This is a genomic window from Nocardioides cavernae (assembly GCF_013410035.1).
In the GTDB taxonomy this organism is placed as follows: domain Bacteria; phylum Actinomycetota; class Actinomycetes; order Propionibacteriales; family Nocardioidaceae; genus Nocardioides; species Nocardioides cavernae_A.
Window position 1 is genome coordinate 427,924 of record NZ_JACCBW010000002.1, and the last position, 22,117, is coordinate 450,040.

The following is a 22,117-nucleotide window of genomic DNA, read 5'->3' on the forward strand; positions in this document are numbered from 1 at the left end:
CGCAGCTCAGGCAGCCCGGAAGGGTGCCTGCTTCTTCACGACGCGGACGTTGCCGGCCTTGTCGGTCGCGGTCGCCTTCACGACGACGAAGACCGCGCCGTTCTTGCGCTTGACCTTCGTGACCGAGACGGTGCAGTCGGCCAGGCCCGAGCGCGGGTCCGACGCCTTGCAGCGCGGCTTCGGCATGGAGGAGTACGACCTCCGGCCGTCGAAGCCCCTGATCCGTGCCTGCGGCTTGCCCTTGTCGATGAACAGGGTGGTGCTCACCGAGGCGGTGTCGCCGTCGGCCGTGGTCACCCCTGCCCGGAAGACGACCTTGCCCTGCTGGGCCCGGGGCACCTGGCGCGGCGCGGGGCAGGCGCCGACGAGCGGGCTGCCGTTGCCGTTGCAGGTGTAGGTGATGGTCACCGCGTCGCGGTACCAGCCGTGCTCGCTGACCGGGGTCGGGCTGGACACCGCTGCCGTGATCGTCGGCTGGCCCAGGTTGACCTTGACGGGGCGCGCCGCCGGGGTGGCGTCGGTGTTGCCCGCGGCGTCGGTCGCCCGCACCTCGAACGTCCACGTGCCGTCCGTCAGGCCGGTGAAGGCCTTCGACGTGCCGTCGCACGGCTGCCAGGCAGCCGACGTGGCGGCGGAGATGCGGCACTCGAAGGTCGCGGGCGTCTCGCTCGACGCGAAGCCGAAGCTCGCCGCGCCCGTGCCGATCGTGGCAGCGGGACCGCTGGTCACGGTCGTCTCCGGGGCCACCGTGTCGACCGTGAAGTCGAACGACGCGGGGTCGGACTCGTTGCCGGCGCTGTCGACGGCGACGACGGCGAAGTGGTAGTCACCGTCGGTGAGCGGCTCGGAGGTGAAGCCGTCCGCCGCGCACGTCACGGGGGTGGCGTGCTGGGCACCCACGGGCACCACGGCGCACATGAAGTGGTCGAGGTCGGTCGACGGGTCCGCCGCGTAGCCGAAGAAGGGCGTGGCGTCGTTGCCGAGCGCCTTCGGGGTGGCGGTGAGGGTGACCGACGACTTCTCGGTGTCGACGGTGAAGGCGTACGACGTGGGCTCGCCCTCGTTGCCCGCCACGTCGGTCGCGCGGACCTGGAAGGTCCAGTCGCCGTCGGTGACGTCCAGCTCGTCGCCGGACGCGCACTCGTGCCACGGCGAGCCCTCGCCGTCGGTGCGGTCGAGGGTGCACTCGAAGAAGTCGACGTCGTCGGCCGAGGTCCACGCGACGGCCGGGCTGGTGACGTTGCCACGGGCGGCCGGCTTCTCGGTGAGCTCGACCACGGGTGCGTCGGTGTCGATCGTGAAGTCGTAGGACACTGCTTCACCCTCGTTGCCGAGGTCGTCGTGACCCTTGACCTGGAAGCGCCAGTCGCCGTCGCCGAGGTTCGTGATCTCCTCACCGGAGGTGCAGTCCCACCAGGGGGACGGCTCAGCGCTCGGGGTGCGGTCGAGGTGGCAGGAGTACGCCTCGTCGTCCACGTCCGCGTCGGGCGAGGACCACGTGAAGAAGGGCACGTTGTCGTTGGTCAGTGACGACGGGGTCTCGTCGAGCTTCACGACGGGGCCGGTGGTGTCGACCTCGAAGGTCGCGGTCGCGGGGCTGGCGTCGGTGCCGCCGTAGGTGTCGACCGCGCGCACCTCGAAGACGTACGACCCGTCGGCGAGGTCGTCGTAGGACGTCCCCTCGTCGTCGCACGTCGCGAAGTCGCCCGCGGTGGCGCCGGTCTCGTGGAGGCGGCACTCGAAGCGGAGGTGGTCGGCAGAGCCCGTCCTGTCGTAGGTGAAGGCGGGCCCGGTGCCGCTGCTCCGGTCGGCCGGCTTCGCCTCGATGGTGGTGTCGGGGGCGGGCGTGTCGAGGCGCTGGCCGTTGCGGAAGCGGTAGACGTAGCGACCCAGCACGTCGGACTCGCGCGAGCGGTGGATGGCTCCGGTCGCGGTGTTGGCGTCGTCGAGGAGGCCCCCGTAGCCACTGCCGGCGATGAAGTCCTGGCTCTGCTGCCAGGTGTTGGCGTCGCGATAGGTGCTGTAACCGATGTAGGCGTACGCCGTCGCGGGCTGGTGGACGGTGTCGACGTTGATCACCACGTCGTAGTCGCCCGGCTGGAGGTCCGAGCGGTCGACGATGAGCGCCTGCGACGACGCGTGGAAGGTCCCGGCGGCGTTGGTGAGGTCGAGCCAGTTCATGCAGAGGGCCGCGTGCCCCTCCCACATGGTCTGGCCGTAGGTCGTCGCCGAGTAGCTGTCGCCGCCCGTGTCGTCCCACGAGTAGATCGGGTAGATGTTGAGGCTCGCCTGGTCGCCGTAGGCGGAGACGATGCCGTGGTTGTGGACGTTGACGGTGCCGACCGACCCTCCGTGGACGTTCAGGGGCGCGCTCAGCTGGACGCCCTGGTACGTGTAGGACCCGCCCGGCATGGAGTTCTCCGTGCACCCCGGCAGGTCGACGATGGCGCCGGGCGCGGGGTCGTCGGCCGCCGAGGCGGCGGACGGCATGAGCGCGACGGCGCCCGCGACGGAGAAGACGGTGGCCGTGGCGACGCGCACGAGACGCGTCCACGGCCGCTGAGGCATGGACATGCGGACCCTTCCGAGGGGTTGGCGAGGCGCGTCCCCCACGGGCGCGCCCGCCCATCAGACACCAGCCCGGCGGGCGGCACCGGGGAACCGGGAGAGCCGTGCCGAAGATGGCCCGATCGGGCCATGGCCACCGGCCGGTCGGTCACCTCCTCCCGGGGCGCTGGCCGTCCGGCGCTAGGGTGGGACCACCACGACAGGGGAGCACGTGCAGGCGTGCTGAGAGTGCGGAGAAGCCGCAGACCCTCCGAACCTGATCCGGTTAGCACCGGCGCAAGGGAGTCCAGAAGATGAAGCACGTACGCGTCCGCGCTGCCCTCACGGCGACGACCTCCGTCCTGCTGCTCAGCAGCTGCAGCCTGGTGGGCGGTGGTGGGTCGACCGCCACCGAGTCGTCGCCGTCGCGCGACGTCCCGGGTGAGACGTCCACGGGGGGCGGCACGGTCGTCCTCACCACGCACGAGTCCTTCCACCTGCCCAAGAAGCTGGTCCGGGCGTTCGAGGCGGAGACGGGCTACACCCTCGAGGTCCGCGCCGCCGGCGACGCGGGCACGCTCGCGACCAAGCTCAGCCTCACGGCCGACAACCCGATCGCGGACGCCGCCTTCGGTGTCGACAACACCTTCGCCTCGCGACCGCTGGACGAGGGCGCCTTCGCGGAGGTGAGCACCACGGCGACGCCGCCGGAGGAGTACGCCCTCGCCGAGGGCGGCGACCGGCTGGTGCCCGTCGACTCGGCCAGCGTGTGCGTCAACGTCGACACGGCCTGGTTCGACGCGGAGGGGCTCGAGCCGCCGCAGACCCTCGAGGACCTCACCGACCCGGCCTACGCCGACCTGATGGTGACGCCGGGCGCCTCGACGAGCAGCCCCGGAATGGCCTTCTTCCTCGCCACCGTCGCGGCCTTCGGCGACGACTGGCAGGACTACTGGACCGACCTGCTCGGCAACGGCGCCAAGGTCGTCGACGGCTGGGAGGACGCCTACTACGGCGACTTCACCGCCGGCTCCGACTCCGGCACCCGGCCGATCGTCGTGTCCTACGACTCCTCGCCCGCCTTCACCGTCAGCGGCGGGGAGTCGACCACCGCGGCGTTGCTCGACACCTGCTTCCGGCAGGTCGAGTACGCCGGCGTCCTCGAGGGCGCCGACAACCCCGAGGGTGCCGCTGCGCTCGTCGACTGGATGCTCGGCGACGAGGTGCAGAGCGCCCTGCCCGAGTCGATGTACGTCTTCCCGGTCATGCCCGGCGCGACCATCCCGGACGACTGGGCGGAGTTCGCGCCGCAGCCCACCGACCCGTGGGAGGTCTCGCCGGAGGAGATCGCGCAGAACCGCGAGCAGTGGCTGACCGAGTGGACGGACGTCGTCTCGCGGTGAGCCCCGCATGAGGCGCATCGCGGGTCTCCTCCTCCTCGCCGCGGGGCCGGTCCTGGTGCTGGGCGTCCTCTTCGTCCTGCCGGTGACCGGCATGGTCGCCGAGGGCTTCCTGGTCGACGGCCGCCTCGCGCCGGGTGCGGTCCTCGACGTGCTCGCCCGGCCGCGGGTGCACCGGGTGGCGTGGTTCACCGTGTGGACCTCGAGCGTCGCCACGCTGCTCGCCGTCGTGCTGGGCCTGCCCGCGGCGTACGCCCTCCACCGGCTCGCGCTGCCGGGGCGTACGGCCGTGCGCGCGGCGCTGCTGGTGCCGTTCGTGCTGCCCACCGTGGTCGTCGGCGTCGCCTTCCGCCAGCTGCTGGGGGAGGGCGGGCCGCTCGGCTCCCTCGGCCTCGACGGGACGCCCGTGGCGATCATCTGCGGGCTCGTCTTCTTCAACGTCGCCGTCGTGGTGCGCACCGTCGGCGCCGCCTGGGAGTCGCTCGACCCGCGGCCCGGCCAGGCCGCCGCCGCGCTCGGCGCCTCGCCGTGGCAGGTGCTCCGCACGGTGACGCTGCCGGCGCTGCGGCCCGCGATCGTCGGGTCGGCGAGCATCGTCTTCCTCTTCTGCGCGACCGCGTTCGGCATCGTGCTCACCCTCGGCGGCGTGCGCTACTCGAGCGTGGAGACCGAGATCTACCTGCTCACCACCACCATCTTCGACCTGCAGGCGGCGGCGGCCCTGTCCGTGCTGCAGATCGTCGTCGTGGTCGGGCTCCTCGCCCTCGCCGCGCGCCTGCGGGCGACCCCCGACCCGACGGCGCAGCGGGTCGTGGCGCCGGTGCGGGCCGTACGCCGCTCCGACGCGGCCGTCGTCGCCGCCACCCTGCTGGTGCTCGGCGCGATGCTGCTGCCGATCCTCACCCTCGTGCTCGGCTCCCTCTCGGTCGGCGACGGCTGGGGTCTCGCGAACTACCGCGCGCTCACCACCGCCGGGGACGACCAGGCGCTGCTCGTGCCGGTCACGACGGCGCTGCTGACCAGCCTGCGCACCGCCGTCGACGCCACCTGGATGGCGCTCCTCGTGGGTGTCGTCGTGTCGGTCATCGTGACCCGCCGCTCGCACTCGGTCGCCGAGCGGCGGGTGCGCTCGACGCTCGACGGCTTCTTCATGCTGCCGCTCGGCGTCAGCGCGGTGACCCTCGGCTTCGGCTTCCTCATCACCCTCGACCAGCCGCCGCTCGACCTGCGCGACTCCCCGCTGCTCGTGCCGATGGCGCAGGCGCTGGTCGCGCTGCCGCTCGTGGTGCGGACCCTGACTCCGGTGCTGGGCAGCATCGACGACCGCCAGCGCCAGGCCGCCGCCTCCCTCGGGGCCTCCGCCTGGCGGACCCTGCTGACGGTGGACCTGCCCGTCGCGTGGAAGCCGGTGCTGGCCGCCAGCGGCTTCGCGTTCGCCGCCTCGCTGGGGGAGTTCGGTGCCACGTCCTTCCTCGCCCGCGACGACAGCCCCACGCTCCCCGTGGTGATCTTCCGGTTGATCGGGCACCCGGGTGAGATGAACTACGGCATGGCCCTCGCCGCGTCCGTCGTCCTCGCGGTCGCCACCGCCGTCGTGGTGCTCGCCGTCGAGCGGCTCCGCGTGCCCGGACTGGGAGCCTTCTGATGACCCTCGCCCTCACCGACGTCACCGTGCGCTACGGCGACACCGCCGCGGTCGACGACGTGTCCCTCGAGCTCGAGCCCGGTCAGGTGCTCGCCGTCCTGGGGCCGTCGGGATGCGGCAAGTCGACCCTGCTCCGCGCGGTCGCCGGGCTCGAGCCGCTCTCCGCCGGCGCGATCGCCTGGGACGGCGCGGACCTGGCGGGCGTACCCACGCACAAGCGCGGCTTCGCGCTGATGTTCCAGGACGGCCAGCTCTTCGGGCACCTGAGCGTCGCGCGCAACGTGGCGTACGCCCTCCGCATCCGCCGCACCCCGTCGGCCCGCGTCGCCGCCCGGGTCCGCGAGCTGCTCGCGCTGGTCGGGCTGAGGGGCTACGGCGACCGGCTGCCCGGCACCCTGTCCGGCGGCGAGCGACAGCGGGTGGCGCTCGCGCGAGCCCTCGCGGTCGAGCCGCGGCTGATCCTGCTGGACGAGCCGCTCTCGGCCCTCGACGCCACGCTGCGCGAGCGCCTCGCGGGGGACCTCCGCAGCATCCTCCACGACGCCGGCACCACCGCGCTGCTCGTGACCCACGACCACGAGGAGGCATTCGCCCTCGCCGACCGGCTCGCCGTGATGCGGGCCGGACGCGTCGTGCAGGCGGGCGCGATCGACGAGGTGTGGCGCGAGCCCGTCGACGAGGACACCGCGCTCTTCCTCGGGTACGCCCGCGTGCTGCGCGAGGACGCCGCGGCGCGGGTGCTGTCCGCGGCGGGGCTGCCCCCGGCGTACGCCGTCGCGCTGCGCCGCTCGGCGCTCGTCGTCGACCCGGCCGGTGCCGTGCGCGCCACCGTCGAGTCCGCGCGGGTGACACCGGAGCAGGTCCGTCTCGTGGTCGTGGCGGACGGCATCGGGGAGGTCGACGCGGTCGCGCCGCTCGGCAGCCGGTTGTCGCCCGGGGACGCGGTGGCGCTGCACGTCGACGTGACGCGTCTCGCGGTGCTGCCGATCACGGCGGAGGGTTGACGGCTCCCTAGACTGACGCCCGTGCACAGACCGGCCTATGCCCTCCTCGTGGGAACCGCCGCCATCATGGGCGTCCTCGCGGTGACGGCCGCGATCACGCTGGACCGCCGGCTGGTCGACCCGGAGGGCTTCCTCGGCCCGGCCTGGCTGCGCCTCCCGCTGCTGGTGCTCGGCGCCTTCCTGCTCGACCTGCTGCCGCGGACGCTGTGGGGGTCGCGGATGAAGCCGGCCCTCATGCCGGCCATCGTCAAGGAGCGGATCCGCACCCACTGGGACCGTGAGCGCATCATCCTCGTGGTGCTCGGACTGGTGAGCTTCTACATCACCTACGTCTGCTACCGGAACCTCAAGTCGTTCCTCCCCTTCATCATGGGCGAGGACAAGTACGACCGCGAGCTGCACCTCATCGACCGTGCGCTGATGTTCGGCCACGAGCCCGCGACGATCCTGCACACGATCTTCGGCACCGGCTTCTCCGCGCACATCCTGTCCACGATCTACCTGTGGTTCCTGCCGCTGGTGCCGCTGGCGCTCGCCGCATGGCTGGTGTGGTCGCGCAACATCACCTTCGGCTACTGGTTCGCCACCTCGCAGTGCCTGGCCTGGTCGCTCGGCACGGCGTCCTACTACGCACTCCCCACCCTCGGTCCCGGCTTCCAGTACTCCTACCTCTACGCAGACCTCCCCAACACGGGGTCGAGCGAGCTGATGGAGGCCTTGTTCTACGGACGCAAGGGAGTGATCCGCGACGGCGCCGAGGGAGCGGTGCAGTCCGTGGCGGGCTTCGCCTCCCTCCACGTCGCGATCACGCTGCTGGTCGCGCTGATGGTGCAGTACACCCTGCGCAACAAGATCCTTCGCATCGTCTTCTGGGTGAACTTCGCGATCACCGTCGTCGCGACCCTCTACTTCGGCTGGCACTACATCGCCGACGACCTCGCCGGCGTCGTGATCGCGCTCTTCTCCTTCTGGCTCGGTGGGTTGGCGAGCGGGCAGAAGTTCGACCGGCACGGGTTGGCCTCGCACCCGACCTCCACCACGAGCCAGGTCCCCGTCGACGCCGAGTGACGGGCGGGCGTACGCCGCCCCTCCTCCTCCCGCGCCCCCTCCCGCACCCACTCCCGCGGTGCCCCCGGATGAGGCTGGAGTCACCGGATATCCGGTGACCGCCGGCGTTCCAGGTCGAGATCCGTACGCATAACCCCGGATCTCGGGTGCAGAGCACCCCTCAGCTGGCCACCGCTCCCCGCGCCGCGAGCACCTTGCGGATGCGGGCCGCGAGCAGCTCGGGGCGGGCGAGATCGGCCCAGGTGACCCGGATGCAGGTCCATCCCGTGAGCAGGCAGACCAGCTCCTCGCGCTTCTTCTCGCGCATCACGAAGTCGGCGAGCGACTCGCCCTCCCGGCGGTGCTTCTCGTACTTCACGCGACCGTCGAACTCGACGAAGACCCCCACCTCGGGCCAAGCGAAGTCGAGGTACGCCACAAGGGTCCCGTGCTCGTCGAACACCTCGTGCTGGGGCTCGGGGCGAGGCAGCCCCTGCCGATGGACCAGGTAGCTGAAGCGGTCCTCGCCGACCGACTCCAGTCGACCGTCCGCCAGGTGCACGACGATGTTCGCCGTCAGCTTCCCGGGCCAGCAGGCGTGCTCCTGCATCTCGGCCTCGAAGTCCGTCACCGTCATCTCACCCGCGTGCAGGAGCCGGTTGACGGCGACGAGTCCGGCTTCGACCCCCACGACCGTGGTGAGCTCGAACGCCGACCTCGCGGCGGTGCTGATGCGCACCCCGTTGAGCTCCTCCACGTCAGCCGGACGGAGCAGACCACGGTGCGGGACCCAGTCGTCCTGACGCCGTCCGGCCCTCTCGGGAGCGCCTCGCGTCGTGTGGACGACAGCGATCGGGACTCCCCACAGCGGGACACCTCGTTCGACCAACGAGGAGGTGTGGGTGAGCACCGTCTCCTCGTGCGCACGGGCGAGGACGGCCCTCGCGCGGAGCCGGTGACGGTCCTCGGGGGTGCAGGACTCCCACACGTCACGCGTCACGTAGGCGCCGTACCTCACCCGGTGGAGCGCGCCCACGCGCACGAGGCAGTCGATCTGGGTGTCGCTCATCCCGTCGGCGAGCAGGTCGCGGCGCAGGCGTACGAGGCCGGCAAGGTCGCGAGCCGGCGGGAGGGGTCGGGGTGGTCGGTGCATGCGCTGTGCGTGCCCGCGCCCGGGCACCTCCACGCCCACGATCTTCAAACTGTGGACAACGAGGACATCGAGCTGTGCACCCGAGATCCGTGCTTCGAGGTATGGATCCGTACCTCGAAGCACGGCGGTCACCGGATATCCGGGGACCGCCCTAAGAACTACATCGCTGTAGTTTGCAAGTCGACACGCCGCGCAACGATGAAAAGGTTGAGGAAAGTGTTCCCTGTGTGACGAAAGTTTACTAGCGTGCCTCGAGTTGCCCGTGCGATGGGGAAGTCGCACGGGCCCGAGACCACCAGGGGGAACCCCCGTGCCCTTCGCCTCACCGACGGACCCGACGCCGGGCGTACGCCGTCCTGCCGCGCGCCGGACGACCGCACGCTGCGTGGGTGCCACCGTGCTGGTGGCCGGGCTCGCGCTCGGCGGCGGCCATGGAGTGGCGTTCGCCGACGACGACCCGGTGCCGAGCCAGGCGGACGTCGCGGCGGCGGAGGAGCGGGCCGCGGACAAGGGTCGTGACGTGGCCGCGGTGCTGGCGGACCTGATCCGTGCCAACCTCTCCCTGGAGACAGCCGGCGACCGCGCGGCCCAGGCCGCCGAGGCGTGGAACGGCGCCCGCTGGCGAGCACAAGTGGCGCGCAGGGACGCCCGCGAGGCGGAGGCGGCGGCCGCAACCGCGCGCGAGGACGTCGAACGGCAGCGCGAGCTCTATGCCGCGACCGTGGTCCAGTCATACGAGGACGCCACCCAGGTGCAGGGCCTCTCGGCGATCGTCGAGGCCGACGGCGTGGAGGCCCTCCTCGACCGAGCGGTCACGATGGGCAACACCTCCGACGCCCTCGACGACCAGTACGACTCCTTCATCGCCTCGTCCGCCGTCGCCGACGTCACCGCGAGCACGGCCTCCCAGGCATCCGATCGGGCCGCAGCCGCGGAGGCGGAAGCCGAGCAGGCACGCGACGCCGCCGCAGCAGCCGAGGCCGACGCCAGCGCGCACGCGCAGGAGATCGCGGCGACCAGGACCGACCTCGTCGCCGAGCTCGCCGCGCTCGAGGGCACCAGCGTCCGGCTCGCCGAGAAGCGCCACTCCGCGCTCGAGCGGGCCGCGGCCGAGGCGGCGGCCGCAGCGGCGCAGGCGGAGGCGGAGGCGCAGCAGCAGGAGCAGCAGGAGCCGACGCCCACTCCCACCGCGGAGCCGACGCCGACCGCCGCCCCGACCCCCACCCCCACCCCGACGCCCACCCCGACCCCCACCCCGACCCCCACTCCGACTCCCACGCCGATCGCCACCCCGACCCCGACGCCCACCCCGACCCCAACCCCGACCCCGGCGCCGACGCTCACCCCGACGCCGGTCCCGCCGACGACTCCGCCGATCGCGCCGCCGAGCCCGTCCTCGGGTGCGGACGCGGCCGTCGCCTTCGCCGCCGCCCAGATCGGTGAGCCGTACGAGTGGGGCGCCGCAGGCCCGAACGCCTGGGACTGCTCCGGCCTGACCTCCGTCGCGTGGGCCCAGGCTGGCAAGGCGCTGCCGCACTACTCGGTCGCGCAGTACACTCAGTCCACGCCGGTCACCCCGAGCCAGCTCGCCCCCGGGGACCTTGTGTTCTGGGGCTCGTCGAGCAGCCCGAGCTCGATCTACCATGTCGCGCTCTACGTCGGAGACGGCCAGGTCATCCACGCCCCGCGCACGGGGCGGCCGGTCACGCAGGAGTCGATGTACGCCTGGCGGGCGCCGGACTTCTACGCCCGCCCCTGACGCTGCTGTGCACCCGGGTTGCGTGCTTACAGGTAGAGATCTCTACCGATAACCACGGCGGTCACCGGATATCCGGTGACTCCAGAGCCAAAAGGCGCCCTCAGCGCACCTTCCGCCCGAACCGCGCCGCCAGCTCGGCGGGGTCGAGGTCGCCGTCGAGCACGAGCCGGGTCGGCCAGGCCGACGTGTCGATCCCCGACAGCTCCTCGAACAGCGCGAGGTCCTTGGCGTACACCTCGGCCACCCGCGCGAGGTCGTCGCCGGTCGGCGCGGTGCCGGGCACCTGCTCGGCCCCGGCGTGCCAGTTCCGGAGCGGCGGCACGCGCTCGAACCGCGGCAGGTCGAGGAAGTCCGTCGTGCGGTGCACCGTCTGCTCGAAGTCGCCCAGCATCGCGCGCAGCTCCAGCAGCAGCCACTGGCCGCGGTCGAAGAGCTCGAAGCCGCGCTGCAGCTGCTCGCCGTAGAACCCGCGGGCGAGCCCGGTCATGTGCCGCCACCGCATGGTGCGCACCTCGGCGGGGTCGGGCACGGAGTCCGGCAGCGATGTGTGCGGCCACTCGGTGAGGAAGTCCGGCCAGTCGGGCCAGGCGAGGTTGCGCGAGCGGAGCATCACCCAGTGCGAGAACAACCGCTCCAGCGGGTCGCGGAACACCGCGACGAGCGGCATGTCCGGGTTGTAGGCCCGCATCCGCTCGAGGGCGTGCGGCCAGTAGAGGTAGGTGGGCGAGGCGTCACCGAGCAGCCGGTGCACGGGCGCCCGGCGGGGCGCGGTGTAGTCACGTGCGTAGTCCGGGGCCGTCCAGTCGACGGTCTCGTCGTCGAAGTAGTGGCGCTCCTTGTCCGGCGCCTGGCACACCAGCCGGTGCTGGTTCAGCGTGACCGCGAGCGTCGACGTACCGCCCTTCTGCACGCCCACGACGGCGAAGTTGTAGGGCATCACCCCCGGAGGGGTGGCATCGGACACGTTCATCGCGGTGAACCTACCGGGATGGCTACCGTGAGGGCCATGTCAGCGGACCAGGCCGCGTCGATCGCGGACGAGATGCCCACGGTGGAGCCGGAGGCGCCGGCGGTCGAGACCGTGACCGACGATGCGCCGCACGCGGACCAGTCCGGCTACCGCCAGCCCGAGGTCGACGTCGACGCGATGCGCGCCCTGCTCGACGGCCGCTACCGCGAGGTCCGCGACCTCGTCCGGACCAACCTCGCCGAGCACGCCCAGGTCCTGCTCGACCAGGAGCAGATGGGCACCGCCGACTTCCGCGAGCGGGTCAAGGACGTCGTCGTCATGATGGCGGGCACCGGGCAGACCGGCATGGGCTTCCCCGAGGAGTACGGCGGGGGCGGCGACATCGGTGCCTCGATCGCGGCCTTCGAGACGCTGGCCTACGGCGACCTCTCGGTGCTGGTCAAGGTCGGCGTGCAGTTCGGCCTCTTCGGCGGCGCGATCCTCCAGCTCGGCACGAAGCCGCACCACGACGCCCACCTCGCCGACCTCGTCAGCGGCCGCACGATGGGCTGCTTCGCGATGACCGAGAGCGGGCACGGCTCCAACGTGCAGGCGCTCGGCACGGTCGCGACCTACGACGTGGCGGCGCAGGAGTTCGTCATCACCACGCCCGACGACACCAGCCGCAAGGACTACATCGGCAACGCCGCCGCCCACGCCGAGCTCGCGGTGGTCTTCGCCCAGCTCGAGATCGGTGAGGGCGAGGAGGTGCAGCGCCACGGCGTGCACGCCTTCGTCGTGCCGATCCGCGACGGCGGCCGCGTGCTCGGCGGCGTACGCATCGAGGACTGCGGGCCCAAGATGGGCCTCAACGGCGTGGACAACGGCCGCATCTGGTTCGACGGCGTGCGGGTACCGCGCACCGCGCTGCTCAACCAGTTCGCCGAGGTGACCCCCGAGGGCCGCTACCTCTCGCCGATCGACAACCCCAACAAGCGCTTCTTCACCATGCTCGGCACCCTCGTCCAGGGGCGCGTGTGCGTCGGCGGTGCCGGGATCAACGCCGCGAAGGTCGCCCTGACCATCGCGACGAGGTACGCCGTGCGCCGCCGCCAGTTCGAGGCCACCTCGCCCGACGAGGAGCAGGTGCTCCTCGACTACGGCATGCACCAGCGCCGGCTGCTGCCGCTCCTGGCGCGGACGTACGCCCTCCACTTCGCGCAGGAGGTGGTGGCCGGGCAGCTGCACGACGTCTTCTCCGGCCCCGGGCCGGTCGAGGAGGGCAGCGACGAGCACGCCCGCCGGATGCTGGAGTCGCGCGCGGCCGGTACGAAGGCGCTCGGCACCTGGCACGCGACCCGCACCATCCAGGAGTGCCGCGAGGCCTGCGGCGGCGCGGGCTACCTCAGCGAGAACCGCTTCGCCGCGCTCAAGGCCGACACCGACGTCTTCACCACCTTCGAGGGCGACAACCACGTCCTGCTCCAGCTGGTCGCCAAGGGCCTGCTCACCGACTACGCCGGCGAGTTCGAGGAGATGGACCAGCTCGGCATGGCGCGCTTCGTCGCCGGCCTCGCGGTCGACACCGTCGTCGAGCGCACCGCGGTCCACAAGCTCGTCCAGTCGGTGCGCGACCTCCTGCCGGGCGGCGACACCTGGGACCAGGAGGCGGGCCTGCTCGACCCCAACTACCAGCTCGCCATGCTGCGCTTCCGCGAGGAGCACATGATCGGCGGCGTCGCGCGCCGCCTCAAGCGCGGCATCGACCAGGGGGCCGACCCCGGCGCCGTCTTCTCCCGCGTCCAGGACCACGTCATCGCCGCCGCACGCGCGCACACCGAGCGGCTGGTGCTCGAGGCGTTCGTCGCCAGGACCGCCGCCCTCCCGGACGGCGACCTCAAGGTCGCGCTCAACCTGCTGTGCGACCTCCACGCGCTGAGCACGATCGAGGCCGACCGGGCCTGGTTCATGGAGCACGGCCGCCTCTCCAGCGCCCGTTCCAAGGCGATCAGCCGCGAGGTCAACGCGCTGTGCCGCAAGGTGCGCCCGCTCGCCGTGGACCTGGTCGACGCGTTCGGCGTGCCCGACGAGGTCCTGCGCAGCCCCGAGCTGCTCGGGTGGCCCATCGGCTCCGGGCACTGACGTGAGGGTCCCCGGGTTCGGCGGGTGGAGCGAGGACCCGCTGTGGTCCTACATCTACCCGTGGCTCGTCGGGCACGAACGCCTCGGGTGGGCGGCTTGGCGCCTGGGCACCGGCAGTGACCTCTCGCTGCTGCGCGACGCCGCCGTCGAGATCGGCCACCTGTCGCCCGGGTCGCGCGTCCTCGACGTCCCGACCGGGTCCGGTGTCGCCCTGCAGGGCCTGCGTCCGGGCCAGGGCGTCGACTACGTCGCCGCCGACATCTCGGCCACGATGCTCGGCCGGGCGGAGGCCGCAGCACGCGAGCGCCGCCTCGACGACCAGGTGACGACCGTCGTGGCCGACGTCGGCGACCTCCCGTTCGGCGACGGGTCCTTCGACCTGGTCGTCACCTTCACGGGCCTGCACTGCTTCCCCGACCCACGCCTGGCGCTGCGGGAGATGGTCCGGGTCCTGCGGCCCGGGGGCGCGATCACGGGCAGCGCGCTCTTCACCGACGCCGGCGCCCGGTGGGAGCCCCTGCGCCGGGTCGGCACCCGGGCCGGCGTCCTCGGGCCGATGTGCACCTCGGTCGAGGCCGCCGCCTGGCTCGAGGAGTCCGGGTGCACCGACGTCGAGCTCGCCCTGCACGGCGCGCTCGGCTACTTCCGCGCGACCCGGCGCGCGCACGAGGAGGACGCATGACCTTCGGCGGACTGCCCACCCGCTGGGAGCCCGACGGCACGAGCCGGGGCACGGCGATCGTCGCGCCGGGTCGGGCGTACCCACCCAGCATGCCGCTCCTCGAGCTCGCCCGCCGGGCCCTGCTCCAGCACGGCTTCGCGGTCCAGCAGATCTGGTGGGACTCGACCACCCGCGGCGACGAGGACCCCGGGACGTGGGTACGCCGTCACGTGGCCGACGCCTACGCCGACGAGCAGCGTCGAGCCGGGGGAGCCGACCGCGTCCTCCTCGTCGGCAAGTCGCTCGGCACGCGCGCCGCAGCGTACGCCGCCGAGCGCGGCCTCGACGCGATCTGGTTCACCCCGCTGCTGACCGAGCCGGAGGAGGCGGATGCGATCGCCGCGAACGCCGGCCGGCAGCTCCTCGTGGGCGGGCTGCGGGACCAGCTGTGGGACGCGGACGTCGCGCGCCGGCTCGCCGAGGGCGGCTGCGACGTGTGCGAGGTGGCCGACGCCGACCACGCGATGGCGACGCCCGACGCCGTCCGCACGGCCGAGATCCAGCTCGAGGTCGCGCGCGCGGTCGGGGCGTTCCTCGCGGCGCTGTAGCGGCGGTCGGGCGCGTTCGCGCTGGGCGAAACGACAACCGGAACATGCCTCCGGTTGTCGCACGTTGAGAGCGGCATGACGCAGAACCTGTCCCTTCCCGTGGTGTTCCTCCACGACACGGTCGTGCTCCCCGGCATGGTCGTGCCCATCGAGCTCGACGACTCCGCCCGCGCCGCCATCGACGCGGCCCGCCTCGCGCAGGACCCCGGCACCGACGGGCCCGCCCGGGTCCTCGTCGCCCCCCGCCTCGAGGACCGGTACGCCACGCACGGCGTCGTCGCGGTCGTCGACAAGGTCGGCCGCTTCGCCGGTGGCAAGCCCGCCGCCGTGCTGCGCGCCGAGCGCCGGGTGGCCATCGGCGCCGGCGTCTCCGGACCCGGCGCGGCGCTCTGGGTCGAGGCCGAGCCCGTGCCCGCCACCCCGGTCACCGACGACGTGCGCGAGCTCGCCGAGCAGTACCGCGCGCTCGTGGTCGCGATCCTCGAGCGCCGGGAGGCGTGGCAGGTGATCGAGAACGTCCGCCGGATCACCGAGCCCGACGCGCTCGCGGACACCTCCGGCTACGCGCCGTACCTCTCCGACGACCAGAAGCGCCAGGTGCTCGAGACGCCCGACGTGGGCGACCGCCTGCGCCTGCTCCTGGAGTGGACGGCGGCCTACGACACCGAGGACGAGGTCACCGACAAGATCAGCCAGGACGTCCGCGAGGGCCTGGAGAAGAGCCAGCGCGAGTTCGTGCTCCGCCAGCAGCTCGCCGCGATCCGCAAGGAGCTCGGCGAGGGCGAGCCCGAGGGCTCGGAGGACTACCGCGAGCGCGTCGAGGCCGCCGACCTGCCCGAGCACGTCCGCGAGGCCGCGCTGCGCGAGGTCGGCAAGCTCGAGCGCGCCAGCGACCAGGCCCCCGAGGCGGGCTACATCCGCACCTGGCTCGACACGGTCCTCGAGCTGCCGTGGCACGTGCGCACGAAGGACTCCACCGACGTCGCGGCCGCCCGCGCGGTGCTCGACGCCGACCACCACGGCCTCGGCGAGGTCAAGGAGCGCATCACCGAGTACCTCGCCGTGCGCGCCCGTCGCGCCGAGCGCGGCCTGGAGGTCGTCGGCGGCCGCGGCTCGGGCGCGGTCATCCTGCTCGCCGGCCCTCCCGGCGTCGGCAAGACCTCGCTGGGCGAGTCCGTCGCGCGCACCCTCGGCCGGAAGTTCGTCCGCGTCGCCCTCGGCGGAGTCCGCGACGAGGCCGAGATCCGCGGCCACCGCCGGACGTACGTCGGGGCGCTGCCCGGCCGCATCGTGCGCGCGATGAAGGAGGCCGGGTCGATGAACCCGGTCGTCCTGCTGGACGAGGTCGACAAGGTCGGCGCGGACTACCGCGGTGACCCCGCCGCGGCCCTGCTCGAGGTGCTGGACCCAGCGCAGAACCACACCTTCCGCGACCACTACCTCGAGCTCGACCTCGACCTGTCCGACGTGCTGTTCGTGGCGACCGCCAACGTCGTCGAGCAGATCCCGTCGGCGCTGCTCGACCGGATGGAGCTCGTCACGATCGACGGCTACACCGAGGACGACAAGGTCGCCATCGCCCGCGACTTCCTCGTGCCGCGTCAGCTGGAGCGGGCGGCGCTCGGTGCCGACGAGGTGACCGTCTCCGACGACGCGCTCGGCGAGCTGGCCGCCAACTACACGCGGGAGGCGGGCGTACGCCAGCTCGAGCGGTTGCTGGCCAAGGCGTTCCGCAAGGCGGCGACCCGGCTCGCGACCGGCGACGTGGACCGCGTCGACATCGACCGGGACGGCCTCAAGGACCTGGTCGGTCGGCCTCGGTTCACCCCCGACAGCCACGAGCGGACCGACGTCCCCGGCGTCGCGACCGGGCTCGCGGTGACCGGTCTCGGCGGCGACGTGCTCTACGTCGAGACCTCGGTCTCCGACGGCACGGCCGGACTCACCGTCACCGGCCAGCTCGGCGACGTGATGAAGGAGTCGGCGTCGATCGCGCTGTCGTGGGTGCGGGCGCACGCCGACGAGCTCGGGCTCGACCCGGCCTCGTTCGACAAGGCGATCCACGTCCACTTCCCGGCCGGTGCCATCCCCAAGGACGGCCCGTCCGCCGGTGTCACGATGGTGACCGCGCTCGTCTCGCTGCTCACCGGGCGGCCCGTGCGCTCGGACGTCGGCATGACCGGCGAGGTGACCCTGTCGGGTCGCGTGCTGCCGATCGGTGGCGTCAAGCAGAAGCTGCTCGCTGCCCAGCGAGCGGGCCTGACGACGGTCTTCGTCCCCGAGCGCAACCGCGCGGACCTCGACGACGTCCCCGCCGAGCTGCTCAGCGCGCTCGACGTGCGACCGGTGGGCCGGGTGACCGACATCCTGGCCGAGGCCCTCGAGGCGGCGGCCGGGGCGCACAGCACCGCTGCCTGAACCCCTCGGCCCTGTAACGCCGGGTTACCTGCACTACCCACCCTGATGCATCGGGGTGGATAGATGCACCAACCCGGCGTTACAGCGCTGGGGGCCCGCGACGATCAGGCGTCCTCGCCCAGGCTGTCGTCGGCGAGGTTGGCCACGTCGTCGCCGTGCCCCTCGGTCTTGAAGCGCTCGAAGGAGGCGCGGACCTCGGCCTCGGCCTCGGTGCGGCCGACCCAGTCGGCGCCCTCGACGGACTTGCCGGGCTCGAGGTCCTTGTAGACCTCGAAGAAGTGCTGGATCTCCAGGCGGTCGTACTTCGAGACGTGGTTGATGTCGCGCAGGTGCTCCAGGCGCGGGTCGTGGCTCGGGACGCACAGGACCTTGTCGTCACCGCCGGCCTCGTCGGTCATCCGGAACATGCCGATCGCGCGGCACTCGATGAGGCAGCCCGGGAAGGTCGGCGACTGGAGGATCACGAGCGCGTCGAGCGGGTCACCGTCCTGGCCGAGGGTGTTCTCGATGTAGCCGTAGTCGGCCGGGTAGGCGGTCGAGGTGAAGAGCATCCGGTCGAGGCGGATGCGTCCGGTCTCGTGGTCGACCTCGTACTTGTTGCGCTCGCCCTTGGGGATCTCCACCAGCACGTCGAAGCTCAGCACGTCTTCCTCCACACTCTCGGCACGTCGTCGGGCCGCTCTCGTGCGCCCGGCGGAAGCCCAGCGCAAGGTCCTCGGGGCAGTGTCGCGCACAATGACCCCGATGCGCGAAGCGAGACGGATGAAAATCGAGGGACGTGAGGTACGCCACTCGCGGCGGCCCGCCCTGCGGCACTGGCTGCCGACGCTGCTCGTCCTCGCGCTCCTCGCGACGGGCCTCGGGGCCTACCGCTTCGAGTGGGGCCAGCGCTACCTGCCATGGCTGGCCGCCGACCCGGCCACCGAGCCCGAGCAGGTGCTGCCGCCCGCCGGGCTCGACCTTCCCGAGTGGTCCGCTCCCGCGGGCGACGCCGTCGCCCTCGACACCACGCGCGCGATCTCCCCCGACAAGGTCGCCGCAGCCGTCGCGGAGGACCTCGCCGACCCCGACCTCGGGCGCCACGTGGTCGGCGCCGTCGCCTCGCTCACCCCCGGCGAGCCGGTGTGGACGTCGGGCGACGGCCGCTACCTGCCGGCCTCGACCACCAAGCTGCTGACCCTCGGCGCGGCGCTCCAGGTCCTCGGCCCGGAGCGCACGTTCACCACCTCGGTCGTGCGCGGCGACGGCCCGCGGGAGGTCGTCCTGGTGGGTGGGGGAGACCCGTTCCTGGCGAGCTGGGCGCCGAGCGTCGCCGAGGCGGAGTCCACCTACCCCGCCCGTGCCGACGTCGCGACGCTCGCGCTGGCCACGGCCGACGCGCTGGGCGGCGGGGGCCGCGTCCGGGTGCGCTTCGACGACTCCCTGTTCACCGGGCCCACCGACAACCCGGCGTGGCGCAGCGACTACGTCCCCGACGACGTCGTCGCCCCCATCACGGCACTCATGGTCGACAGCGGTGACGAGCCCGACAGCGACCTCAAGCAGGACGACCCGTCCCTCACCGCCGCCCGGGCCTTCGCCGACGCCCTGTCGGCCGCCGGGATGGACGTCGTGGGCCGGCCCCGGCGCGTCGACCCACGCCCCGACGCCGAGCAGCTGGCGGCCGTCGAGAGCGCCCCGCTCGCCGACATCGCCGAGCGGATCCTCGACGTCAGCGACAACGAGGGTGCCGAGGTCGTCGCACACCAGGTCGGCCTCGCCACGTCGGGCGAGGGGTCGTTCGAGGCCGGCGCCGCCGGCGTCCTCGGTGCGCTCTCCGGGCTCGGCATCGACGTCACGGGCGACGAGCTCCACGACGGCTCCGGCCTGTCGCGACGCAACCGCGTCTCCACCGCCACGCTGATCGCCCTGCTCCAGCGCGCGGCCGGACCCGACGGCGACGCCCTGCGCAGCCTCCTCACCGGGATGCCCGTCGCCGGGTTCACCGGGTCGCTGACCTATCGCTTCGCCGAGGGCCCTCCTGTCGCCCGCGGCCTCGTGCGCGCCAAGACCGGCACCCTCACCGGCGTCCACGCGCTCGCCGGCGTCGCGGTCGGGCGCGACGGCGAGCCGATGGCGTTCGTCTTCGGGGCCGACAAGTCCCCTCCGGAGGAGAGGTACGACGCGCAGGAGGCGCTCGACCGCGCCGCCGCCGCGCTCGCCGCCTGCCGCTGCTCGGCCCCGTAGGTGGTCGAGCAGGCCCGTCACACGCCGGGAGCTCATTCTTCGCTCCCGGCTAGTGTCGGGACCATGAACCTCGTGGACTGGGACTTCGCCGTCACCGTGGGCGCGCGGGTCGCCGGCCCCGGGCCCGAGGTGTCACCCGAGGAGGCGGCCGCGGCGGTCCTCGAGCTGCGCGAGGGCGCCGACCGGTCGACCCCGCTGGTCTCCGACTTCACCGGGCTGCGCACCGAGGCCGGCACGGCCCCCGTCCTGGTGGTCGACCGACGGGGCTGGCTGCGGGCCAACGCCGACGGGTTCTCCACGATCCTCAAGCCCGTCGTCGACAAGCTGGTCGAGAAGAAGGGGCCGCCGTCGGCGTTCGCCGAGGCGATCGGCACCCGCGTCACCGGCGCGGAGGTCGGGCTGATGCTCGGCTTCCTCAGCAGCAAGGTGCTCGGCCAGTTCGACCCGTTCCACGACCCGCACGGCCGTCTCCTGCTGGTCGCCCCCAACATCGTCCACGTCGAGCGCGAGATCGGCGCCGACCCGACGGACTTCCGGCTCTGGGTCTGCCTGCACGAGGAGACGCACCGGGTGCAGTTCACCGCCAACCCGTGGCTCGGCCCCCACCTGCTCGCCCAGATGCACCAGGTCGCCGACACCCTCGAGCCCAGCGCGCTCCTCGACAGCCTGCGCCGTGGCGCCGACGCGATCCGCAGCGGCGAGGGCAGCGTGCTCGACCTCGTCTCGACCCCGGAGCAGAAGGAGGTCCTCGACCGGGTCACCGGCATCATGTCGCTGCTCGAGGGCCACGCCGACGTCGTGATGGACGGCGTCGGCCCGACCGTCATCCCCTCGGTCGCCCAGATCCGCAAGAAGTTCAACCAGCGCCGCAAGGGCGTCGGGTCGCTGGACAAGCTCCTGCGCCGGCTGCTCGGCCTCGACGCCAAGATGGCGCAGTACCGCGACGGTGCCGTCTTCGTGCGCCGCGTCGTCGACAAGGTCGGGATGGACGACTTCAACGCCGTGTGGAGTGGACCGGAGACCCTCCCGACCAAGGCCGAGATCGCCGACCCCGACGCCTGGGTCGCCCGGGTGCTGTGACGCTGCACCCCTCGGTGGCCGCGGTCCGGGTGCCGGTACGGGGGACGCTGTCCGGGCTCGCCCCCGGTGACGTCGTGGCCGTCGCGTGCAGCGGCGGTGCCGACTCGCTCGCCCTCGCCGCGGCCGCCGTCTTCGAGGGCCACAAGCTCGGCCTGCGCGTCGTGGGGGTCACCGTCGACCACGGCCTGCAGCCCGGCTCGGCCGAGCAGGCCGACCGGGTCGTCGCCCAGCTGTCGTCGCTCGGTGTCGACGAAACGCTCACCGCGCGCGTGGCCGTCGACGTCGCGTCCGGGCTGGGCCCGGAGGCGGCGGCGCGCGAGGCGAGGTACGCCGTCCTCGAGCAGGTCGCCGCGCACCTCGGCGCCCGACGGGTCCTGCTCGGCCACACGCTCGACGACCAGGCCGAGACCGTCCTCCTCGGCCTCACCCGCGGGTCCGGCGGCCGGTCGCTGCAGGGGATGCGCCCGGCCTTCGACGTCTTCGCCCGCCCCCTGCTCGGCGTACGCCGCGTCGACACCCTCACCGCCTGCCGGGTCGAGGGCCTCGAGCCGTGGGACGACCCACACAACCACGACCCCGGCTACACCCGCGTACGCGTGCGCGAGCGCGTGCTGCCCGTGCTGGAGGACGAGCTCGGGCCGGGGATCGCCGAGGCGCTCGCCCGGACGGCGGCCCAGCTCCGCGACGACACCGCCCTGCTCGACGAGCTCGCCGCCGACGCCCTCGCCGAGGCCCGGCGCGACGGCGGGCTGGACGCGGCCTGGCTGGCCGCCGTGCCCCCCGCCCTGCGCCACCGCGTCCTGCGCCTCGCCGCGCTCGCGGCCGGGGCGCCGCCGTCCGAGCTGACCCGCGAGCACGTGCTGGCCGTCGACGGGCTGGTCGTCGACTGGCGGGGGCAGAAGTGGATCGACCTGCCCGGCCCGCTGCGCGCCCTGCGCCGCGACGGGTTGCTGGTGGTCGAGGCTCCCTGAGGCTCTCGCCGCGACCCGGGAGGATGACGGGGTTGCGATGGGGCGCAGCGGGGTACCTCGACCCGTGTAGCCACCCACGACGGCGGGAGGAGGTCGGTGATGGGCATGGTCCTGGTCGTCGACGACGACGACGACATCCGCGACATCGTCGCCCTGGTGGTGCGCCGCCGCGGGTTCGAGGTGCACAGCTCGGCCGACCCCGTCGCAGCGCTCGACGTCGCCGCCGAGCGCGGCTTCACCGCCGCGGTGCTCGACTGGAGCATGCCCGAGATGAACGGGGGCGAGCTGTGCGCGCGCCTGCGTGACCTGCCTGGGCTCGAGCAGGCGCCGATCGTCATCCTCACCGCGTACGCCGACGCCGAGACACGCGCCCAGGCGTACGCCGCCGGGGCCACCCGCTTCGTCACCAAGCCCTTCTCGCTGACCGACCTCGGGGACCTCCTGGTCGGCCTCGTCGGGGCCGTGCCGGCAGAGGACGGACCGGCTGCGCCAACTTCCTGACCAACT

At 72.9% G+C, this 22,117-nt stretch carries 17 protein-coding genes and 1 riboswitch; of the genes, 13 read left to right on the forward strand and 4 right to left on the reverse strand.

Annotation, left to right across the window (positions count from 1 at the left end; genetic code table 11):
• Positions 1–6: 6 nt before the first annotated feature.
• On the reverse strand, positions 7–2,574 hold the full coding sequence (locus tag F4692_RS09595; RefSeq protein ID WP_179619451.1) for an Ig-like domain-containing protein: 2,568 nt from the start codon (positions 2,572–2,574) through the stop codon (positions 7–9).
• Positions 2,575–2,759: 185 nt separating this feature from the next.
• A riboswitch (TPP riboswitch) is annotated at positions 2,760–2,869 on the forward strand.
• Between F4692_RS09595 and F4692_RS09600 the strand changes: the two genes are divergently transcribed.
• The 4 genes from F4692_RS09600 (at position 2,862) to F4692_RS09615 (ending at position 7,664) form a co-directional block, all read left to right on the forward strand.
• On the forward strand, positions 2,862–3,950 hold the full coding sequence (locus tag F4692_RS09600; protein WP_179619452.1) for a thiamine ABC transporter substrate-binding protein: 1,089 nt from the start codon (positions 2,862–2,864) through the stop codon (positions 3,948–3,950). Its footprint overlaps the riboswitch before it by 8 nt.
• Before the next feature lie 7 nt (positions 3,951–3,957).
• A complete protein-coding gene (locus tag F4692_RS09605) occupies positions 3,958–5,592 on the forward strand; it encodes an ABC transporter permease (protein ID WP_179619453.1) in 1,635 nt (544 codons plus the stop codon).
• A complete protein-coding gene (locus tag F4692_RS09610; RefSeq protein ID WP_179619454.1) occupies positions 5,592–6,596 on the forward strand; it encodes an ABC transporter ATP-binding protein in 1,005 nt (334 codons plus the stop codon). The genes F4692_RS09605 and F4692_RS09610 overlap by 1 nt, the downstream gene beginning before the upstream one ends.
• A gap of 21 nt (positions 6,597–6,617) precedes the next feature.
• Entirely contained in the window at positions 6,618–7,664 is a 1,047-nt protein-coding gene (locus F4692_RS09615) for a phosphatase PAP2 family protein (protein WP_308645234.1), read from the forward strand.
• Positions 7,665–7,824: 160 nt separating this feature from the next.
• On the opposite strand, the gene F4692_RS09620 is transcribed toward F4692_RS09615, so the two are convergent.
• Positions 7,825–8,796 (reverse strand): hypothetical protein, encoded by a 972-nt coding sequence (locus F4692_RS09620; RefSeq protein WP_179619455.1) that lies wholly within the window; start codon positions 8,794–8,796, stop codon positions 7,825–7,827.
• Positions 8,797–9,106: 310 nt separating this feature from the next.
• Here F4692_RS09620 and F4692_RS09625 point away from each other — a divergent pair, with 310 nt between their 5' ends.
• Complete coding sequence (locus tag F4692_RS09625) at positions 9,107–10,555, forward strand: C40 family peptidase (RefSeq protein WP_179619456.1); 1,449 nt, start codon at positions 9,107–9,109, stop codon at positions 10,553–10,555.
• A 100-nt stretch (positions 10,556–10,655) separates the two neighbouring features.
• Here F4692_RS09625 and F4692_RS09630 read toward each other — a convergent pair whose 3' ends face one another.
• Entirely contained in the window at positions 10,656–11,525 is an 870-nt protein-coding gene (locus tag F4692_RS09630; RefSeq protein ID WP_179619457.1) for a sulfotransferase domain-containing protein, read from the reverse strand.
• Between the two features lie 36 nt (positions 11,526–11,561).
• Here F4692_RS09630 and F4692_RS09635 point away from each other — a divergent pair, with 36 nt between their 5' ends.
• The 4 genes from F4692_RS09635 to lon all read left to right on the forward strand — a co-directional run bounded on the left by F4692_RS09635 (position 11,562) and on the right by lon (position 17,333).
• Entirely contained in the window at positions 11,562–13,646 is a 2,085-nt protein-coding gene (locus F4692_RS09635) for an acyl-CoA dehydrogenase family protein (protein WP_306457372.1), read from the forward strand.
• Between the two features lies 1 nt (position 13,647).
• Positions 13,648–14,328: a class I SAM-dependent methyltransferase gene (locus F4692_RS09640; protein ID WP_179619458.1), complete on the forward strand. Its 681-nt coding sequence runs from the start codon at positions 13,648–13,650 to the stop codon at positions 14,326–14,328.
• Positions 14,325–14,915 carry an alpha/beta hydrolase gene (locus F4692_RS09645; RefSeq protein ID WP_179619459.1) on the forward strand — a complete coding sequence of 197 codons (591 nt, stop codon included), beginning with the start codon at positions 14,325–14,327 and terminating at the stop codon, positions 14,913–14,915. Before F4692_RS09640 ends, F4692_RS09645 begins: the two co-directional genes overlap by 4 nt.
• A 75-nt stretch (positions 14,916–14,990) precedes the next feature.
• A complete protein-coding gene (gene lon, locus F4692_RS09650) occupies positions 14,991–17,333 on the forward strand; it encodes an endopeptidase La (RefSeq protein ID WP_179619460.1) in 2,343 nt (780 codons plus the stop codon).
• Between the two features lie 104 nt (positions 17,334–17,437).
• Here lon and F4692_RS09655 read toward each other — a convergent pair whose 3' ends face one another.
• A complete protein-coding gene (locus F4692_RS09655) occupies positions 17,438–17,974 on the reverse strand; it encodes an inorganic diphosphatase (protein WP_179620431.1) in 537 nt (178 codons plus the stop codon).
• A gap of 103 nt (positions 17,975–18,077) precedes the next feature.
• On the opposite strand from F4692_RS09655, the gene dacB reads away from it, so the two are divergent.
• From dacB to F4692_RS09675, 4 genes are all read left to right on the forward strand, one after another.
• Positions 18,078–19,559 (forward strand): D-alanyl-D-alanine carboxypeptidase/D-alanyl-D-alanine endopeptidase, encoded by a 1,482-nt coding sequence (gene dacB / locus F4692_RS21555; RefSeq protein WP_179619461.1) that lies wholly within the window; start codon positions 18,078–18,080, stop codon positions 19,557–19,559.
• A 63-nt stretch (positions 19,560–19,622) separates the two neighbouring features.
• Complete coding sequence (locus F4692_RS09665) at positions 19,623–20,639, forward strand: zinc-dependent metalloprotease (protein WP_179619462.1); 1,017 nt, start codon at positions 19,623–19,625, stop codon at positions 20,637–20,639.
• Positions 20,636–21,610: a tRNA lysidine(34) synthetase TilS gene (gene tilS / locus F4692_RS09670; protein WP_179619463.1), complete on the forward strand. Its 975-nt coding sequence runs from the start codon at positions 20,636–20,638 to the stop codon at positions 21,608–21,610. The genes F4692_RS09665 and tilS overlap by 4 nt, the downstream gene beginning before the upstream one ends.
• A gap of 99 nt (positions 21,611–21,709) precedes the next feature.
• Positions 21,710–22,111, forward strand: a complete 402-nt coding sequence (locus tag F4692_RS09675) for a response regulator (protein WP_179619464.1) — start codon at positions 21,710–21,712, stop codon at positions 22,109–22,111.
• Positions 22,112–22,117: the final 6 nt, after the last annotated feature.

Bases quoted from the DNA above. Each gene is read 5' to 3' on its own strand.
- F4692_RS09605 (WP_179619453.1), top strand. From the start codon at position 3,958: ATGAGGCGCATCGCGGGTCTCCTCCTCCTCGCCGCGGGGCCGGTCCTG.
- F4692_RS09600 (WP_179619452.1), top strand. From the start codon at position 2,862: ATGAAGCACGTACGCGTCCGCGCTGCCCTCACGGCGACGACCTCCGTC.
- F4692_RS09675 (WP_179619464.1), top strand. From the start codon at position 21,710: ATGGGCATGGTCCTGGTCGTCGACGACGACGACGACATCCGCGACATC.
- F4692_RS09620 (WP_179619455.1), bottom strand. From the start codon at position 8,796: ATGCACCGACCACCCCGACCCCTCCCGCCGGCTCGCGACCTTGCCGGC.
- F4692_RS09645 (WP_179619459.1), top strand. From the start codon at position 14,325: ATGACCTTCGGCGGACTGCCCACCCGCTGGGAGCCCGACGGCACGAGC.
- F4692_RS09665 (WP_179619462.1), top strand. From the start codon at position 19,623: ATGAACCTCGTGGACTGGGACTTCGCCGTCACCGTGGGCGCGCGGGTC.
- dacB (WP_179619461.1), top strand. From the start codon at position 18,078: ATGCGCGAAGCGAGACGGATGAAAATCGAGGGACGTGAGGTACGCCAC.
- F4692_RS09635 (WP_306457372.1), top strand. From the start codon at position 11,562: ATGTCAGCGGACCAGGCCGCGTCGATCGCGGACGAGATGCCCACGGTG.
- lon (WP_179619460.1), top strand. From the start codon at position 14,991: ATGACGCAGAACCTGTCCCTTCCCGTGGTGTTCCTCCACGACACGGTC.
- F4692_RS09630 (WP_179619457.1), bottom strand. From the start codon at position 11,525: ATGAACGTGTCCGATGCCACCCCTCCGGGGGTGATGCCCTACAACTTC.
- F4692_RS09610 (WP_179619454.1), top strand. From the start codon at position 5,592: ATGACCCTCGCCCTCACCGACGTCACCGTGCGCTACGGCGACACCGCC.
- F4692_RS09595 (WP_179619451.1), bottom strand. From the start codon at position 2,574: ATGTCCATGCCTCAGCGGCCGTGGACGCGTCTCGTGCGCGTCGCCACG.